The organism is Amycolatopsis sp. NPDC089917, assembly GCF_040684635.1.
Classification (GTDB): Bacteria; Actinomycetota; Actinomycetes; order Mycobacteriales; family Pseudonocardiaceae; genus Amycolatopsis.
The window spans coordinates 12,576-28,826 of sequence record NZ_JBFBGL010000034.1; the positions used below are offsets into that span (position 1 = coordinate 12,576).

Sequence of the window (16,251 nt, forward strand, 5' to 3'; positions counted from 1 at the left end):
CGCACCAACGTTCAACCACCCGCACCCCGGTCTCCCCTCGGAGGCCGGGGTCGCGGTTCATCTGCGCCCGGAGGTCGCTCACTGTGCGTAACCCGCTACCCCCCGTTCCGGGGAAGCTGCTCGAAATCGAGGTCTCGGACGACCTGCGGCGCGGTACGCCGCTGGCCACGCTGATCGCGACGCCGTCCGAAGAGGACGGTGACGCCGGACTCGCCGAGATCGGCGGCGTGCGGCCCTCCGGCAAGGCCGGCGACGTGCGGACCGTGCCGACCGGCGGCATCCGCTGGCTCGCCGGGGTCGGCGACGGCGAACCACGGCAGTACCGCAAGGCCGGTGCCGCGCTGGTCCGCGCCGTGTCGGCGGCGCTGGAAGAGGACGTCAAGGCGGGCCAGAAGGCGTTCCGCTCCTTCGCCGTCGAACTGCCCGAAGACGCGGGCGCCGAACACCTCGAAGAACTCGCGTTCGGGCTGCTGCTCGGCGGCTACCGGTTCACGGTGACGGCCGAGGAGCCGAAGCCGAGCCTGCGGAGCGTGCGGTTGCTCACCCGCCACGAGCGCGCCGTGCCCGCGTACGACAAGGCGCTGGAGCGGGTCCGCGAACTCGCCGCGGCCGCCGCGTTCGCGCGCGACCTGGCGAACACGCCGTCGAACATCAAGACCCCCGCGTGGCTCGCGGACACGGCCGCGCGCGCGTCCGGCGGCGTCCCGAACCTGAACGTGACGGTCCGGGACGAGAAGTGGCTGGCCGAGCAGGGCTTCGGCGGCGTCCTCGCGGTCGGCGGCGGTTCGGCCGCGCCGCCGCGGCTGATCGAGCTGGAGTACCGGCCGCGCGGGGCTTCGACACATCTGCTGCTGGTCGGCAAGGGCATCACCTTCGACACCGGCGGTCTGTCGATCAAGCCCGCCGACGGCATGCACCTCATGCGCACCGACATGGCGGGCGGCGCGGCGATCATCGCCGCCGTCCGCGCGATCGCGGCGCTGCGCCTGCCGGTCCGGGTGACCGGGCTGGTGCCCGCCGCCGAAAACCACGTGTCCGGTTCGTCGTACCGGCCCGGCGACATCGTCCGGCACTACGGCGGCAAGACGACCGAGGTCGGCAACACCGACGCCGAGGGCCGCATGGTCCTGGCCGACGCGCTCGCCTACGGCCTCAAGAAGCACAAGCCGGACGCCGTGATCGACGCGGCGACGCTGACCGGCGCCATGAAGGTCTCGCTCGGCGTCCGGACCGGCGGCGTGTTCGCCACCGACGACGTGCTCGCGGAGCGGGTCACGAAGGCGGGCGAGCGGGTCGGCGAGGCGTGGTGGCGGATGCCGCTGCTGGAGGACCTTGCCGAGACCGTGCAGGGTTCGCTCGGCGACATCCGGCAGGCGCCGGGTGGCCCCGGCGGCATCGTCGCGGCGCTGTTCCTGCGGGAGTTCGTCGGCGACGTGCCGTGGGCGCATCTCGACATCGCCGGCCCCGCGCGGGCCGACAAGACCTACGCCGACGTCGTGCCGGGAGCCACCGGGTTCGCGGCACGGACGCTGGTCGAAGTGGTCGCTTCCTACGCCTGACCTGCGGTTTACCTGCGGGGCGGTAGCAAGGGACCTTTGCTGTCGCCTCGCGGGCGCACCCGCGGCATGGGCTGGGTCGGCGCGTCACCGGCGTGCGCGGTGAGCCGGCGGGCGATCCCGGTCGCGGGGCCTCGCAGGTACCGGAACACGAGCCACGCCGTCACGGAGCCGAGGACGAGTCCGGCGAGAACGTCGTGCGGATAGTGCGCGCCGACGAAGACCCGGGAGAAGCCCATCACCAGGGCGCCCGGGAGTACCCAAGGCGCGAGCCGTCGCCAGGCGAGTGCCAGCCCGACGGCGGCCGCCGCGGCGATCGTGGAGTGGTTGCTCGGGAAGGACCAGTCGCCGACCGGCGGGCAATCGACGAGCGTGACGAGGTTCCGGCACGGCCGGTCCTCTTGGATCACGCTCTTCGCCGCTTCGCTGATCAGGTACGCGATCGCGGTCGCGGCGGGGACCAGCAGCGCCACCGCGATCCGGGTGGGCGAGGTGCGGGCCCGCCAGAGGACCCAGGCCATCAGGCCGGCGAAGATCAGCAGTCCCGCGTCGGTGAACAGGACGCCTGAAGCCTGAAGCCAGCTGGGGCTGTCGCCCGCCAACTCCACGATGTCGTCGTACATTCACCCGAAGTTAGCGAAAACAACAGCCTCGCCGCCTTGCGCTAACGGCATTCGCCGCCCTGACGATCGTCAGGGGCGTCGCGCGCGGACCCGCTCCCGGAACCGCAGCACGGCCGGCGGCAGGACGACGTCCTTGCGCCACGCCAGCCCGATGGTCCGTCCCACCGGTGGCACCAGCGGGACTTCGGCGACACCCGCCGGGCTGCCGGGTTCGAACCGGGGGAGCAGCGCCACGCCGAGCCCGGCCGCGACCAGCCCGCGGACCGTGTCGGACTCCTGGCCCTCGAAGGCGATCTTCGGCTCGAAACCGGCCGCGGCGCACAGTTCGTCCGTGATCGTGCGGAGGCCGTAGCCGGTCTCCAGCAGGACGAACTTCTCGTCCTTGAGGTCTTCGATGGCGGCGTTGGGCCGGTCGGCGAGGCGGTGCGACGTCGGGACGGAGAGAAAGATCTCCTGCTCGGAGAGCACGGCCGTGTCGAGCAGCGGATCGTCGACGGGGGCGGGCGCGAGCAGCGCGAGGTCGAGCTCGCCGCTGGTCAGCCTGTCGACCATGTCCTGCCGTGAGCCCTGGACCAGGGTGAACCGGACTCCCGGGTGGTCCGCGCGGTAGTCGCGGAGCAGGGTGGGGACCAGCGACCGGCCGAGCAGATGCAGGAAGCCGAGGACGACGTGCCCGGATTCGGGGTCGACCTCTTCCCGGGCTTGGCGGACCCCGGCGTCGACGTCGGCGAGGGCGCGTTCGGCGGCGTCGGCCAGCAGCTCGGCGGCCCGGGTGAGCCTGATGCCGCGGCCGTCGGGGACCGTCAGCGGGGCGCCGAGGGCGTCGCCTAGTGCCGAGATCCGGCGGCTTACCGTGGGCTGCGGGACACCGAGCAGTTCGGCCGCGCGTGTGACGTTCGTCGTGCGGCGCAGTGCGGTGAGCAGCGCGAGCTGGGGGGCTAGCTGGGCAGTCATCCTTTCATTCAGCACGGTATCGATTGTGGCAGATAATCGTATTAGACGTATTGATTAGCCAGGCTTAGCTTCAAGATCGTGTCTGCCACCGGAACCACCCGCCGGGTGACCATCGCCGTCGCCGCGGCCGGGATCTCCTCGTTCGCCCTGCTCTACGCGCCGCAGCCGGTGCTGCCACAGCTGGCCGAGCAGTACCACCTCGATCCCGGTGGCGCTTCGCTGGCGGTGAGCGTCGCGACCGGCGCGCTCGCGATCGCCGTGCTGCCGATCGCGGCGCTGTCCGAGGTCGTGGGACGGCGTCCGGTGATCGTCGCCTCGGTGGTCGCGTCGGTCGTGTTCGGATTCCTGCTGCCGCTGGCGCCCAGCTATCCGGCGCTGCTCGTGCTGCGGGCGCTGCAGGGGATCGCCATCGCGGGATTTCCCGGAGTGGCCGCGGCCTACCTCGCGGAACGGCTCGGGAAAGCCGGGCTCGCGGCGGCGGTGGGCGCGATGATCGCCGGGAACACCGTCGGCGGCATGATCGGGCGGCTCGCGGCCGGGTTCACGGCGGGTCCGTTCGGCTACCACGGCGCGTTGATCGTCGTCGCGGCGATCGGCCTGGTCTGCGCGGTGGTCACGGTGCTGGCGCTGCCGCCGGGGGAGCAAGGGACCTTTGCTGTCACTTCGGCGGATCAGCCCAGGTCAGAGCGGCTCCGCGAGCAAGGACGGGCGGTGCTCGCGGGCCTCGGCGCCGCGGTCCGGAAGCCGGTCCTGCTGGTCCAGTACGCGGTCGCGCTGCTGGCGATGGGCTCGTTCGTCGCGCTGTACAACGCCGCCGGGTTCCGCCTGACCGGCGAGCCGCTGAACCTCTCGCCCGCGATCGCGTCGCTCGTCTTCCTCGCCTACGCGATGGGCTCGGTCTCGTCCGCGACGGCGGGCAGGCTCGTCGGCCGGTTCGGCCGTCGCCGGTCGCTCGTCGGCGCGCTGCTGCTCACGATCGCCGGCGCCGCGCTGACGCTCTCCGATTCGCTGGCCCTGGTCATCGCCGGGTTCGTGGTGCTGACCGGCGGGTTCTTCGCCGCGCACGCCGTCGCCAACGGCTGGGCCGCCGCGGAGGCGCCCGAGAACGCCCGCGGCCAGGTCGGCGGGCTGTACACGCTTTCGTACTACCTCGGCAGCAGCATCGGCGGCGCCGTCGGCGCGACCGTCTACGGGCACGCCGGTTGGACCTGGCTGATCGCGCTCACCGCGGGCTGGCTGGCCCTCGCCGCCGTGGCCGTGGCCGCGGTGGTCCCCAAGTCCGTGAAGGCCTCCTTAAGGGACTCTGGGTCCCTCAAGGTGGCCTTCACGGAACAGCGATAGCAAAGGTCCCTTGCTACGCGATCGCCGCGACCAGCAGGCCGCCGCCCACCGGCAGCAGCGCCGGGACCAGCCGTTCGTCCTCCCGGAAGGCCCGCGCGACCTCGCGCAGCGCGAGCGTGTCCGGATCGCGTCGTGAGGGATCGGTCACTCTGGCGCCGGAGACGTTGTGAAAGGCCAGTATCCCGCCGGGCCGCAGCAGCGCGACGGCCTTCTCGTAGCAACTCGGGTACTCGATCGGCGCCGAGTCGACGAACACCAGGTCGTAGCCGCCGGGCGTGAGCCGGGGGAGGACGTCGAGCGCGCGGCCCATGATCAGCCGGGTCCGCCCCGGCGGGTACCCGGCCTCGCGGAACGCCGTCCGCGCCGCCCGGTGGTACTCGGGCTCGATGTCGATCGAGGTGAGGATCCCGTCGTCGACCATGCCGCCGAGCAGGCACAACCCGCTCACCCCGGCCCCGGTCCCGACCTCGACCACGGCTTTCGCCCGCAGCGTCGTGGCGAGAAAACGCAGGGTCGCACCCGCGCCCGCGCTCAGCGGACCGCACCCCAGATCGGCCGACCGCGCCCGCGCGGAGGCCAGTACCTCGTCGTCGGGGACGTACCCGTCGACGAGGTAGGCGTCGGCCGCCTCGGCGGCCGAGCCCGCATGCGTCCCGGAATTCACACGCGGAGGTTAGCGCTGCCTATCGCCAAAAGAGCAGAAGACTCCTGGTAACGACTTCTCAGCCTCCTCTCAGTCCTGTCTCACTAGAAACATAAGCAGGCCGGACAGACTGGTCCTCGACAACGGGAACACCGTGCACATCGCCCGCGTTGGGTGGAGTAGTTGGGAGAAGACGCTGATGGAGGTGCCTACTTCCCCGATGCAGGACACGATGCAGGACCAGCACGCGGACCAGGTCACGCCGGTGACGGTGGACGAGGCCGCATGGACGCCGCCCTCGTGGGACGAGGTCGTGCGTGAGCACGCCGACCGCGTGTACCGGCTGGCGTACCGCCTGTCCGGTAACGCCCACGACGCCGAGGACCTGACGCAGGAGACCTTCATCCGGGTCTTCCGCTCCCTCGCGTCCTACAAGCCCGGCACGTTCGAGGGCTGGCTGCACCGCATCACCACGAACCTGTTCCTCGACATGGCCCGCCGCCGCTCGCGCGTGCGGATGGAAGGCCTCCCCGAGGACACCGACCGCATCGTCGGCGACGACCCGAGCCCCGAGCAGGTCTACTCGGACACGCACCTCGACCCGGACCTGCAGGCCGCGCTCGACGAGTTGCCGCCCGAGTTCCGCGCCGCGGTCGTGCTGTGCGACGTCGAAGGCCTCTCGTACGAGGAGATCGGCGCCACCCTCGGTGTCAAGCTCGGCACCGTGCGCAGCCGGATCCACCGCGGTCGCCAGGCGCTTCGTGCATCTTTGGAGCGTCGTCGCGCCGAGGCGCGGGAGTCTGCGAAGGTGGGGGTATGACCGCACCGCGAGGTTGGGGACTCCCCGAGTCGCATCTGCTTCCGGACGCCATCGTCGCCTTCGTGGACGGCGAGCTGACCCTCGGCGCCCAGGACAGGGCCTCGGCGCACATCGCCCGCTGCCAGGTCTGCGCGGCCGAGGTTTCCGCGCAGCGTCAGGCCGTCGCGGCCGTGAAGCAGGCGGGAGCCCCGTCGATGTCCGCGGGTTTCCTGGCCAGCCTGTGCTCCATCCCGCAGAACACCGAACTTCCCGGCACGCCGGACAACCTGGCGATGACGGCGGACGGCCAGCTCGTGGCCATCCAGCGGCCCGACCGGGTCGCCGGTCTCCGCGACACCGGAGTCCTCGGTGGCGGCGGGGTTTTGGGAGGCACAACGCCGTTGGGATCATCGGCTCCGCTGGGCCAGTCGCCGAACGTCCTCGGCGGCGGGCGGTTCGGCCTCGCCCGGCGGAAGTACGCGCAGGGTGCCGGAGTCGTCGTATCGGGCTTGGTGCTGAGCGCCCTGGCCCTGGTCGCGACCTCGGGTGACGGCAGCGAAGACCAGCCGAACCCGGGCCTCACCCCGCCTCAGGGCGTCAACGCCGGTCTGCTGCCCGCGCAGCTGGGCGGCGCCAAGCCGGAGCCGTCGCACAGCCCCGCGCCGAGCCCGGGCCCGAGCACGTCGAGCGTGCCCGTGCCCGTGTCGGCCCGCTGACCTGCTTCGTCAGGGTTTGACGAAGCAGATCGTCGCGTTCTTGAAGTTCGAAGTCCCGTAGCTGCTGTAGGAGATGACCTCGGCCGTGCCTTCCTTGCACGGGCTGGTCACCATGCTCGCCTGCGGAAAGACCTCGCTGATCTTGAGCCGCGCCGAGCCGCAGTCCTTCAGCGGCGGCGGGGTCTTGCTCTCGATGTCGTCGAAGCACAACCCGACCTGCGCGTTGATCGCCAGGCACAGGGCGACGCCCTCCCCCCGCAGCGGCGTCGGGACGGTGTACCCGTAGAAGCCCTCCTTGCAGGCCCAGTCCCCCTTGGCGACGCCTTTGAGGCTCACCGCGTACGGCGCTTGCGGTGAATCGCACGGCGTCTTGACCGCGTCGGCCTCCTTGCCGGATCCGGTCAGCACGACACAGTCGCCCTCGGTCAGCTTCCCCGCCTGCTTCTCCGGGCCGGAGACCGCCTTCATGACGAAGATCAGGCCGAGCCCGCCGCCGACCACCACGAGCGCTGCGACGAGGAGCAGCACCTTCGCCTTGGTGGACAGGCCCTTCTTCTTGGGCGGCTGCTGCGGCCAGCCCTGCTGCTGGTGCGGCCACTGCTGCTGCGGCCATTGCTGGTGAGGGACGTTCTGGGGCGGGTAAGGAGCCCCCGGGTTCTCCGACATGGCCGTTAGCGTGCCACAAGTGGGACATCGGCGCTTGAAGTGTCACATTTCTTGGCCGTTCCGGGGAATCAACGCGCACTTCACCGTGGTCACGGCAGAATCCAGGTCGAGGCTTGGCGTACTCTCGCGTCCGGCCAACCTGATCTCAGCCCCGGGGAATGATGACCGAGCAGCCGAACGCGAATCCGCAGCAGCCTGGTGAACCGGCGGGGGATCGGCTGGCGCCGCGCCCGCTGGCCAGGCCCGCCGTCGATCCGGCGCAGGCGGCCACGTTCGGCAGGCCGCGCGGCGTCGACGGCGCCTTCGACAAGCTGTACCAGCCCGGCACGAACGGCCAGGCCGCGCCGAACCTGAACCTGGCGCCGCCGACACCGGAATCGCTCGCCGAAGCCTTCCGCCGCCCGCCGGGCGCCGAAGGAGTCGTGCTGGAGCGGCCGCACGGCGGCAACGGTTCCGAACCGGCCGCGAACGACGCCGACGATCCGTTGTGGACCAAGACCTCGGACCCGTGGCGCGACCCCGGCTCCGGCGCGGTGCTCGCCGGGCCCGCGGTGCAGCAGGACTCGGAAGAGGAGAAGGACGCGAAGCGCCCGCAAGGTGCGCTGCTGAGCCTTCCCGAAGTCCTCTTCGGGCGACGTGTGCAGACGAAGGCGCTGGCGATGCTCGCCGCCGTCGCGCTGGTCATCGGCGCCGCAGGAGGGCTGATCGGCTGGTGGTTCGCCGACACCGGCACCGAACTGACCGGTCAGGCCAGCATCTCCGAGGCCGACGCGGCCAAGGAGCGTCCGGCGGGCTCGATCGCGGACATCGCCCACCGGGTGGCGCCCACCGTCGTCTCGCTGGAGGTGTTCAAGCCCGGCGCCGACGCGGGCCAGCAGGGCTCCGGCGTCGTCATCGACAACCAGGGCTACGTGCTCACCAACGAGCACGTGATCTCCGCCGCGACGTCCGACTCGGCCACCAAGGTCACCGCCGTGTTCTTCGACGGCAAGCGCGTCGAGGCGAAGGTCGTCGGCGCCGACCCCAAGACCGACCTGGCCGTGGTCAAGGTCGACGTCAAGAACCTGACCGCGCTGCAGGTCGGGAAGTCGTCCGACCTCGCCGTCGGCGACTCGGTGATCGCCGTCGGCTCGCCGCTGGCGCTGCAGAACTCGGTCACCGCCGGCATCGTGAGCGCGCTCAACCGCCCGGTGACCGCGGGCGGCGACGGCGGCAGCGCCCCGGTGATCTACGAGGCCATCCAGACCGACGCCGCGATCAACCACGGAAACTCGGGCGGCGCGCTCGTCGACGCGACCGGCGCGCTGGTCGGGATCAACTCCGCGATCCGCTCGTCGAGCGCCGAAGGCGGCAGCATCGGCATCGGCTTCGCCATCCCGAGCGACTACGCGGTGAAGATCGCGAAAACACTGATCAAGGACGGCAAGGTCGTCCACCCCGACATCGGCATCAACGCTTCGTCGACCGTCGCGGGGTCCAGCACCATGGGCGCGCAGGTCCGGAACGTCGCTCCCGGCGGCCCGGCCGCGTCCGCGGGCATCAAGGAAGGCGACGTCATCACGGAAGTCGGCGGACGGCTCGTCCGGGACTCGGCGGAACTGCTCGTCGCGGTCCGCGCGCGCGAAGTCGGCGAAGTGGTTCCTGTCCGCCTTGTCCGGGATGGGTCTTCACTTGTCGTGGACGTGAAACTGGCCTCGGACTAGCCAGTCCGGGCGGGTACCCTGAACGGGGAAGACGCCGAGGCGGAGGTTCACACGGGTGTTCGAGAGTGTCGGCTGGGGAGAGATCCTCATCATCGTCGTCGCGGGTCTTTTCATCCTCGGTCCGGAACGGCTGCCCGAAGCGGCCTCCTGGGTGGCGAAGAGCGTCCGCAAGGTCCGCGACTTCGCGACCGGGGCCAAGACGCAGCTGCGCGAGGAGATGGGCCCGGAGTTCGACCAGCTGCGCAAGCCGCTGGAGGACCTGCGAGGCCTGCGGAACTTCGACCCGAAGCGGGTCGTGACCCAGCACCTGTTCGACGGTGACACGGATCCGCTGGGGCTCAAGGACGTCAACGGCACCAATGGTTCCAACGGGACCAACGGTTCGAACGGTGCCAACGGGGCTTCGAAGCCCAACGGCTACCCGGCGACGGCTTCGCAGCCTGAGCCGCTGAAGCCGGGAGAACGCCCTCCGATCGACCCCGACGCGACCTGAGGGCTCACGCTCGCTCATAGCGTTCGCGGCGGGTAGCGCTGCTTCGCCGGATGTCATGAAAGGGTCGTTCAGGACGTAAAACGTCTTGAACGACCCTTTCATGACATCGGGACCAGAACGGGAGCCCGCCACCTCCCGAAAGCGATAGCAAAGGTCCCTTGCTCCCCCGAGGGGAGAAAAGCCAGGTCAGCGGCCCGCGGGGGTGACGTTCAGCATCATCCCGGCCAGCCCGCGAGCCCGGACGGTCAGCTTCTTCGCCGCCTCCTTGAGCACGAGCGACGCCGGGGCGTCCGGCTCGGCCAGGACGATCGGCGTGCCGGAGTCGCCGTTGGAGACCACGCGCGGGTCCATCGGGACCTGCCCGAGCAGCGGCACGGTCGAGCCGACCGACTTCGACAGCGAGTCGGCGACGGACTGACCGCCACCGGCGCCGAAGATCTCCATCTTCTGCCCGTCGGGCGTCTCCAGCCACGACATGTTCTCGATGACCCCGGCGACCCGCTGCCGCGTCTGCAGCGCGATCGCGCCCGCGCGCTCGGCCACCTCGGCGGCCGCCTGCTGCGGAGTGGTGACGACCAGGATCTCCGCGTTCGGGATGAGCTGCGCCACCGAGATCGCGATGTCGCCGGTGCCCGGCGGCAGGTCCAGCAGCAGGATGTCGAGGTCGCCCCAGAACACGTCGGCGAGGAACTGCTGCAGCGCGCGGTGCAGCATCGGCCCGCGCCACACCACGGGGGTGTTGCCCGGGGTGAACATGCCGATCGAGATGACCTTCACGCCGTGGGCCTGCGGCGGCATGATCATGGTGTCGACCTTGGTCGGCTTCTCCCGCGTGCCGAGCATCCGCGGCACCGAGTGCCCGTAGATGTCCGCGTCGACCACGCCGACGGAAAGCCCGCGCTCGGCCATCGCGGCCGCGAGGTTCACCGTCACCGAGGACTTGCCGACGCCGCCCTTGCCGGACGCGACGCAGTAGACGCGGGTCAGCGAGCCCGGCTGCGCGAACGGGATCACCGGCTCCGTGGCGTCACCGCGCAGCGATTTTCGCAGCTCCGTGCGTTGCTCGTCACTCATCACGTCGAGCTCGACCCGGACGTCGCTGACGCCGGGGAGCTTCTTGACGGCTTCGGTGGTGTCGTTGGTCAGCGTCGCCTTCAGCGGGCAGCCGGCGACCGTCAGGTAGATCCCGACGACGACCACACCGTCCGAGCCGACCTCCACGTCCTTGACCATGCCGAGTTCGGTGATCGGTTTCTTGATCTCCGGGTCGTACACGGCCTTCAGCGCGGTGCGGACATCGTCGACGCTGGGGAGTTGCTGCGTACTGGTCACTCCACCATGTTACGTACCGGTAGGCGGAGCTGGACGAACCCGCCCTGGCCGAAGGCCCCGGGATCGCGGCGGCAGGGCGCCCGGGGGAGCACGAAGTGGCCTGTTTGACCAGCGTGCGCCCTGGCGATGGGATCACGGCCGGGGGCCCATCCGCAGAAATCAGGTACCGGTAGGCGTGCGGTCGGGTTTGGCCTTGCGCGGCTTGGCGTCGAGATCCTCACGGAGCCGGTCGAGTTCGCCCCGCAGGAAGTCCCGGGTGGCGACCTCGCCGAGCGCGATCCGCAGCGACGCCAGCTCCCGCGCGAGGTATTCGGTGTCCGCCTTCGTCTGCGCGGCGCGATTCCGGTCCTCGTCCAGCGAGACGCGGTCGCGGTCGTCCTGCCGGTTCTGCGCCAGCAGGATGAGCGGCGCGGCGTACGCGGCCTGCGTCGAGAACGCCAGGTTCAGCAGGATGAACGGGTACGGGTCCCACTGCAGCGAGACCGCCACCAGGTTCAGCACGATCCAGACGATGACGATCAGCGTCTGCCAGAACAGGTATTTGCCGGTACCGAGGAACCGCGCGACCCGTTCGGTGAACCGGCCGAACGAGTCGGGGTCGATGTTCAGCCTGAACCGGCTCTGGCCTCGGGGCTGGTCCAGCCGTCGCCCGGACGTCAGTTCAGGCACGTTCGGCCTCCTCGGTCTCGTCGGTTTCTTCGGCGATCACGCCGGTGATGTCGTGCAGCCCGGTCTCGCGCCAGTCCTCCGGGAGCAGGTGGTCGAGCACGTCGTCGACGGTGACCGCGCCGAGCAGGTGGTCCTCGGCGTCCACCACTGGACCGCAGGTGAGGTTGTACGCGGCGAAGTAGCGGGTGACCTCGGCCAACGTGGCGTTCGGCCGCAGCGCGGGCAGCTGCGAGTCGACGGCGCTCGCCACCATCTCCGCCGGTGGTTCGCGCAGCAGCCGCTGGAAGTGCACGACGCCGACGAAGCGCCCTGTCGGCGTCTCGGTCGGCGGACGGCAGACGAACACCATGCTCGCCAGCGCCACCGGGAGGTCGGCGTTGCGGATGTGCGCGAGCGCCTCCGCGACCGTGGCGTCCGGCGTCAGCACCACGGGCTCGGGCGTCATCAGACCGCCCGCGGTGTCGGAGGAGTACTCCAGCAGCCGCTTCACCGGCGCCGACTCCTCGGGTTCCATCAGCTCCAGGAACCGGTTCTGCTCGGCGGGCGCCAGCTCGGACAGCAGGTCGGCGGCATCGTCGGGGTCCATCGCTTCGAGGATGTCGGCGGCCCGTTCCTCGGCGAGGTAGGACAGCAGTTCCTTCTGGTCGTCCTCGGGCAGCTCCTCGATGACGTCGGCGAGGTGCTCGTCGTCCATCGCGTCGGCGACCTCGTGCCGCCGCTTCAGCGGCAGGTCACGGACGGTCGCGGCGACGTCGGCGGGGCGCATCGTGTCGAACAGCATCAGCAGCTGCGCCGCGCCCTGGGTCTGGCCGGTCAGATCGGTGAGCCCGAGCCCGGACACCTCCGACCACGGCAGCACCTGCATCGCCGAACGCCGCCTGCCGAGGCCGAGCCTGCTCGACCGTTCGCGGATCGCGAGTTTCGCGAGCACCCAGTCCCGCGTCCGCGTCGGCTCCATGCCGGCGTCGACGACGGTGACCCGGGTGTCGGAACCCGCGAGCGTGGCGTACGCGTCGAACAGCTGCCCGACCACCAGCACCTCGTTGGGCCGCTGGTGGAAGCGCCGCATGTTCACCGATCCGGTGGCGAGCGTGACCGCGCTGGGCTCGATCGAAGTCACGCGCAACATCGGCACGAACACGCGGCGCCTGGTCGTCAGCTCGACCACGAGACCCAGGATCCGCGGCGGTTGCTGGTCCAGCCGCAGGCCCGCCACCAGGTCCCGTACCTTGCCGATCGATTCGCCATCGGGTCCGAAAACCGGCAAACCGGCCAGCTGAGCTGCGAATACCCTGTTCACGGCTGCCATGCCCGAAGGCTATCGGCTCCCGGGGCCCGCGACGATTCGTGTGATCACCGCAATGCCCACGCGGCGATTTCGGGGACGGCGGCGTAGGCCGGGTCTTCGGCGAGACTCTCGCGTGAGGCGCCCTCGGCGAGGTCCTCGTACAACCAGGCCCAGTTCTGCACCGCGCGCACGAGTGTCCACGCCCGCGCGCGTTCGGCGTCGAGCCCGGCCGCCGCGCAGAACCACTCGATCTTTTCGTCCATTGTGGACTCGTCCGCGCGGTTCCAGAGGATCGAGATCGCGCCGAACTCCAGGTCGCCCGAAAGCGGCTTCGGGTCGATCACCAGCCACGGTTCGCGTCCCCCGGCGAGGACGTTCTCGAAGTGCAGGTCCTCGTTCACCATCAGCTCACCGGCTTCCGGGCCGAGGTTCGCGCAGATCTCCACGGCCGCGTCGACGTACTTGCGGTCGAACGGTTCGCCCAGCTCGCTCCAGGTCTCCGGCAGCCCGGTGACCAGCTCCGCGGCCTCCTCGCGCAAGGATCGCCGGAGGGTTTCGGGGGCGGGGACGGCGAGCCGCCGCGCCAGCGCGCCGACCGTCTCGACGGCCTGCCGGATCGGCTCGGTTTCGAGGGACCGGGTGGCGTCGAGCCGCTCCAGGAGCAGCACGCCGTCCTCGGGCACGTTGTCGTACATCAGCACCGCGCCCTGACCGGCCCAAGTGGACAGTGCGAGCGGTTCGTCGTCGGATTCCTCGTGCGGCCAGCCGAGTTTGAGGATCGCGGGGGAGCCGTCCGCGCGGCGCACGGGCTGGGCGACGCCGACGAAGCCGTGCATGGCGTCACCGTCGTAGTCGAGCTGCCATTTGGCGGTGTACTTCTCGGCGAGGAACGGGAGGGAATCGAGCCATTCGGCGGCCCCGGGGCCGAGCTCGGCGGCGCGGTCGAGGAACTTGGGCGGGATCTTGAAACCGGTCACGGATCCACCTTGGCAGGTCTGTCCACCGTGTTTCGCCCGTGACCCGCCGGGCGTACCGTGAACAGCGAGAACAACCCCGGGAGCAGCCATGGTGGTGGAGATTCTCAGCGCGGTCGCCGTCGCGGGCGGTGCTTGGGTGGCGGCCAGCCTTCGCGTGGTGAAGCAGTACGAACGCGGTCTGGTGTTCCGGTTCGGGCGGGTGCGCCCCGCCGTCCGGGAGCCGGGGCTCGCGATGCTCGTGCCGTTCGCGGACCGGTTGCAGAAGGTCAACATGCAGATCGTGACGATGCCGATCCCCGCGCAGGACGGCATCACCCGCGACAACGTCACCGTGCGGGTGGACGCCGTCGTGTACTTCAAGGTCATCGACCCGGTGCTGGCCGCGGTCAACGTGCAGGACTACCGCTCGGCCGTCGGCCAGGTCGCGCAGACCTCGCTGCGGTCCATCATCGGCAAGAGCGATCTGGACGACCTGCTGTCCAACCGCGAGCGGCTCAACGAGGGCCTGGAGCTGATGATCGACAGCCCGGCGCTGGACTGGGGCATCCACATCGACCGGGTCGAGATCAAGGACGTCGCGCTGCCGGAGTCGATGAAACGCTCGATGTCACGCCAGGCCGAAGCCGAACGCGAACGGCGCGCGCGGGTCATCTCGGCCGACGGTGAGCTGCAGGCGTCGTACAAACTCTCGCAGGCGGCCGCGACCATGGCCGACACCCCGGCGGCGTTGCAGCTGCGGCTGCTGGAGACGGTCGTGCAGGTGTCGGCGGAGAAGAACTCGACGCTGGTCCTGCCGTTCCCGGTGGAGCTGCTGCGCTTCCTGGACGCGAACACGCCGAAGCCGGAAGCCGCAGCCCCGGAGAACGCGGAGTCCAACGGCCAGGTCGCCCCGGCGCCCCGGGAGCCGGACGACGCCGGGCAGCGTCCCTGAGCGTCGCGAAAGCCACTTTCGAGACATCAGACGTCCCGAAAGTGGCTTTCGCGACACCCGAAGCCGACCGGCCCTAGTCCAGCTCCCCGTTGACGCCCAGAATGATCAACGTCCCGAAGAAGCCGACGTACAACGCGAGCACGACGTACCCGATGACCACCGCCGCGAGCGCCATGCCGCGCCCGCCCGCTTCGCCGCGGTTCGCCTTCGCCAGCCCGATGTGCCCCAGGATCAGCCCGACGATCACGGTCACGCACGAGCAGATCCCGACGAGCGAGCACACCAGCCCGGCGATCGCCATCCCGTTGTCCTGCGACCGCGGCGCCGCCATGGCCGCGTACGGGTTGTACGGCTGGCCGTAAGGCTGCGGCGGGTACGCGGCAGGCAGCGGCGCCGGCGTGTACACCGGAGCGGGCGAAGCGTCCGGAGCCGCGAAGGACGGCGGGACGGGCTCGGCGGTCAGCGGGTCGATGGTCTGCCCGTACGTCTCATCCGGCACAGGCACAGAAGCCGGTTCGGAAGCGGGAGCGTCGGCCGAAGGGACTTCGAACGGAGCGGGCGGCTCGAACGGCGGAGGCGGTGTGAACGGCGCCGGCGGCTGGAACTGCTGCGGGCTCGACGCCGATTCGGACGGAGAGGACGCCGAAGTCGGGTCCGAGAAGGTGTTCGAGTCGGAGTAGGACGACGTCGACGGTGTGTCCTGCGAGTCGGAACTGCTCATCCGGTTGCCCCCTGGTTCGTGCGGGACACCACCGTATCCTCCGAACGAGTCACGAGACGCCCGCGGCTCCGACCGCGAACACCACGAAGACGAACCACAGGATGATCGGGATCAGCCACAACGCGGTGATGACGTAACCGATGACCATCCCGGCCTGTGCCATGCCCTGGCCGCCCGCTTCGCCGCGCTTGGCCTTCCCGAGCGCGATGTGCCCGAAGATGATCCCCAGGATCGCCGGGAAGCACATGATCAGCCCGATCAGCGAGCAGACCAGCGACGCCACCGCCATGCCCTGGTCCGGAGGTCGCACGTAGGCCTGCTGGACGTAGTACTGCTGCTGAGGCTGATACGGCTGGAGACCGTACGGCTGCTGGAACTGCCCGGAAGGCTGTTGCTGCCCGTACGGGTCGTGCGGATTCGTCATCGTGAGTCCCCTCGTCGGCTTCGGACCGTAGTCGTCAGCGGAACGCCCCGTGTTTCGCGGCCACGTTCAGCAGGACGGGGATCGCGATGGCGTAAAGGACGATCATCAGGTAGCCGACGATGAACGCGGCCAGCGCCATTCCCTTGCCGCCCACCTCGCCGCGCCGGGCCTTCGCGAAGGCGACGTGACCCATGACGATCCCCGGGATCACGGACACCAGCCCGATCAGCCCGAAGAGTGAAAAGATCAGGGCGGCGATCGCCAGGCCGGAGTCCTTGCTCTGCGCCGGAGCCTGGTTCGGAAAGCCGTACTGCTGTTGCGGTGGGAATCCACCAAAGGGCTGCTGAGCCATGTTCGTCCCCCTCGGACTGTGATCGGCTCGCCACTGTAGTGCGACGTCACGGATGGCGTACGC

At 70.2% G+C, this 16,251-nt stretch carries 18 protein-coding genes; 7 read left to right on the plus strand and 11 right to left on the minus strand.

Annotated elements, in window-relative coordinates:
- Positions 1-83: 83 nt before the first annotated feature.
- Positions 84-1,559 (plus strand): leucyl aminopeptidase family protein, encoded by a 1,476-nt coding sequence (locus tag AB0N89_RS24130; protein ID WP_364207961.1) that lies wholly within the window; start codon positions 84-86, stop codon positions 1,557-1,559.
- An 8-nt stretch (positions 1,560-1,567) separates the two neighbouring features.
- Here AB0N89_RS24130 and AB0N89_RS24135 read toward each other — a convergent pair whose 3' ends face one another.
- On the minus strand, positions 1,568-2,179 hold the full coding sequence (locus AB0N89_RS24135; RefSeq protein ID WP_364207963.1) for a phosphatase PAP2 family protein: 612 nt from the start codon (positions 2,177-2,179) through the stop codon (positions 1,568-1,570).
- A gap of 69 nt (positions 2,180-2,248) precedes the next feature.
- The gene (locus tag AB0N89_RS24140) at positions 2,249-3,133 is read right to left on the minus strand and encodes a LysR family transcriptional regulator (RefSeq protein WP_364207965.1); all 885 of its coding nucleotides are present in this window, start codon (positions 3,131-3,133) and stop codon (positions 2,249-2,251) included.
- 105 nt (positions 3,134-3,238) lie between these two features.
- Between AB0N89_RS24140 and AB0N89_RS24145 the strand changes: the two genes are divergently transcribed.
- A complete protein-coding gene (locus AB0N89_RS24145; RefSeq protein WP_364208150.1) occupies positions 3,239-4,474 on the plus strand; it encodes an MFS transporter in 1,236 nt (411 codons plus the stop codon).
- Between the two features lie 13 nt (positions 4,475-4,487).
- On the opposite strand, the gene AB0N89_RS24150 is transcribed toward AB0N89_RS24145, so the two are convergent.
- Positions 4,488-5,138, minus strand: a complete 651-nt coding sequence (locus tag AB0N89_RS24150; protein WP_364207967.1) for an O-methyltransferase — start codon at positions 5,136-5,138, stop codon at positions 4,488-4,490.
- A 211-nt stretch (positions 5,139-5,349) separates the two neighbouring features.
- On the opposite strand from AB0N89_RS24150, the gene sigE reads away from it, so the two are divergent.
- Entirely contained in the window at positions 5,350-5,937 is a 588-nt protein-coding gene (gene sigE, locus AB0N89_RS24155; RefSeq protein ID WP_364208153.1) for an RNA polymerase sigma factor SigE, read from the plus strand.
- Positions 5,934-6,632 (plus strand): hypothetical protein, encoded by a 699-nt coding sequence (locus AB0N89_RS24160; protein WP_364207969.1) that lies wholly within the window; start codon positions 5,934-5,936, stop codon positions 6,630-6,632. The genes sigE and AB0N89_RS24160 overlap by 4 nt, the downstream gene beginning before the upstream one ends.
- Before the next feature lie 9 nt (positions 6,633-6,641).
- On the opposite strand, the gene AB0N89_RS24165 is transcribed toward AB0N89_RS24160, so the two are convergent.
- Positions 6,642-7,298: a hypothetical protein gene (locus tag AB0N89_RS24165; protein WP_364207971.1), complete on the minus strand. Its 657-nt coding sequence runs from the start codon at positions 7,296-7,298 to the stop codon at positions 6,642-6,644.
- 161 nt (positions 7,299-7,459) lie between these two features.
- Here AB0N89_RS24165 and AB0N89_RS24170 point away from each other — a divergent pair, with 161 nt between their 5' ends.
- Both AB0N89_RS24170 and tatB read left to right on the plus strand, forming a co-directional pair.
- Positions 7,460-9,001 carry a trypsin-like peptidase domain-containing protein gene (locus AB0N89_RS24170; protein WP_364207973.1) on the plus strand — a complete coding sequence of 514 codons (1,542 nt, stop codon included), beginning with the start codon at positions 7,460-7,462 and terminating at the stop codon, positions 8,999-9,001.
- Between the two features lie 55 nt (positions 9,002-9,056).
- Complete coding sequence (tatB, locus tag AB0N89_RS24175; RefSeq protein ID WP_364207975.1) at positions 9,057-9,494, plus strand: Sec-independent protein translocase protein TatB; 438 nt, start codon at positions 9,057-9,059, stop codon at positions 9,492-9,494.
- Positions 9,495-9,680: 186 nt separating this feature from the next.
- Here the strand turns inward: tatB and AB0N89_RS24180 are convergent, their stop codons facing one another.
- From AB0N89_RS24180 to AB0N89_RS24195, 4 genes are all read right to left on the minus strand, one after another.
- A complete protein-coding gene (locus tag AB0N89_RS24180) occupies positions 9,681-10,826 on the minus strand; it encodes a P-loop NTPase (RefSeq protein ID WP_364207977.1) in 1,146 nt (381 codons plus the stop codon).
- A gap of 159 nt (positions 10,827-10,985) precedes the next feature.
- Positions 10,986-11,495, minus strand: coding sequence for a DUF1003 domain-containing protein (locus AB0N89_RS24185; protein WP_364207979.1), 510 nt, complete (start codon positions 11,493-11,495; stop codon positions 10,986-10,988).
- Positions 11,488-12,804 carry a CBS domain-containing protein gene (locus AB0N89_RS24190; protein WP_364207981.1) on the minus strand — a complete coding sequence of 439 codons (1,317 nt, stop codon included), beginning with the start codon at positions 12,802-12,804 and terminating at the stop codon, positions 11,488-11,490. Before AB0N89_RS24190 ends, AB0N89_RS24185 begins: the two co-directional genes overlap by 8 nt.
- A gap of 44 nt (positions 12,805-12,848) precedes the next feature.
- The gene (locus tag AB0N89_RS24195; RefSeq protein WP_364207983.1) at positions 12,849-13,760 is read right to left on the minus strand and encodes an aminoglycoside phosphotransferase family protein; all 912 of its coding nucleotides are present in this window, start codon (positions 13,758-13,760) and stop codon (positions 12,849-12,851) included.
- A gap of 88 nt (positions 13,761-13,848) precedes the next feature.
- On the opposite strand from AB0N89_RS24195, the gene AB0N89_RS24200 reads away from it, so the two are divergent.
- Complete coding sequence (locus AB0N89_RS24200) at positions 13,849-14,691, plus strand: slipin family protein (protein WP_364207985.1); 843 nt, start codon at positions 13,849-13,851, stop codon at positions 14,689-14,691.
- A 73-nt stretch (positions 14,692-14,764) separates the two neighbouring features.
- Here AB0N89_RS24200 and AB0N89_RS24205 read toward each other — a convergent pair whose 3' ends face one another.
- Genes AB0N89_RS24205 through AB0N89_RS24215 form a run of 3 tightly spaced genes read right to left on the minus strand, consistent with a single transcriptional unit; the run spans position 14,765 to position 16,188 of the window.
- Positions 14,765-15,412, minus strand: a complete 648-nt coding sequence (locus AB0N89_RS24205; RefSeq protein ID WP_364207987.1) for a DUF4190 domain-containing protein — start codon at positions 15,410-15,412, stop codon at positions 14,765-14,767.
- 49 nt (positions 15,413-15,461) lie between these two features.
- The gene (locus AB0N89_RS24210) at positions 15,462-15,836 is read right to left on the minus strand and encodes a DUF4190 domain-containing protein (RefSeq protein WP_364207989.1); all 375 of its coding nucleotides are present in this window, start codon (positions 15,834-15,836) and stop codon (positions 15,462-15,464) included.
- Between the two features lie 34 nt (positions 15,837-15,870).
- Entirely contained in the window at positions 15,871-16,188 is a 318-nt protein-coding gene (locus AB0N89_RS24215; protein ID WP_364207991.1) for a DUF4190 domain-containing protein, read from the minus strand.
- Positions 16,189-16,251: the final 63 nt, after the last annotated feature.

What these genes read in the sequence shown, in the direction of transcription:
- AB0N89_RS24165 (WP_364207971.1), bottom strand. Translation starts at nt 7,298, where the DNA reads ATGTCGGAGAACCCGGGGGCTCCTTACCCGCCCCAGAACGTCCCTCAC.
- AB0N89_RS24205 (WP_364207987.1), bottom strand. Translation starts at nt 15,412, where the DNA reads ATGAGCAGTTCCGACTCGCAGGACACACCGTCGACGTCGTCCTACTCC.
- sigE (WP_364208153.1), top strand. Translation starts at nt 5,350, where the DNA reads ATGCAGGACCAGCACGCGGACCAGGTCACGCCGGTGACGGTGGACGAG.
- AB0N89_RS24140 (WP_364207965.1), bottom strand. Translation starts at nt 3,133, where the DNA reads ATGACTGCCCAGCTAGCCCCCCAGCTCGCGCTGCTCACCGCACTGCGC.
- AB0N89_RS24135 (WP_364207963.1), bottom strand. Translation starts at nt 2,179, where the DNA reads ATGTACGACGACATCGTGGAGTTGGCGGGCGACAGCCCCAGCTGGCTT.
- AB0N89_RS24210 (WP_364207989.1), bottom strand. Translation starts at nt 15,836, where the DNA reads ATGACGAATCCGCACGACCCGTACGGGCAGCAACAGCCTTCCGGGCAG.
- AB0N89_RS24215 (WP_364207991.1), bottom strand. Translation starts at nt 16,188, where the DNA reads ATGGCTCAGCAGCCCTTTGGTGGATTCCCACCGCAACAGCAGTACGGC.
- AB0N89_RS24170 (WP_364207973.1), top strand. Translation starts at nt 7,460, where the DNA reads ATGACCGAGCAGCCGAACGCGAATCCGCAGCAGCCTGGTGAACCGGCG.
- AB0N89_RS24200 (WP_364207985.1), top strand. Translation starts at nt 13,849, where the DNA reads ATGGTGGTGGAGATTCTCAGCGCGGTCGCCGTCGCGGGCGGTGCTTGG.
- AB0N89_RS24190 (WP_364207981.1), bottom strand. Translation starts at nt 12,804, where the DNA reads ATGGCAGCCGTGAACAGGGTATTCGCAGCTCAGCTGGCCGGTTTGCCG.
- AB0N89_RS24160 (WP_364207969.1), top strand. Translation starts at nt 5,934, where the DNA reads ATGACCGCACCGCGAGGTTGGGGACTCCCCGAGTCGCATCTGCTTCCG.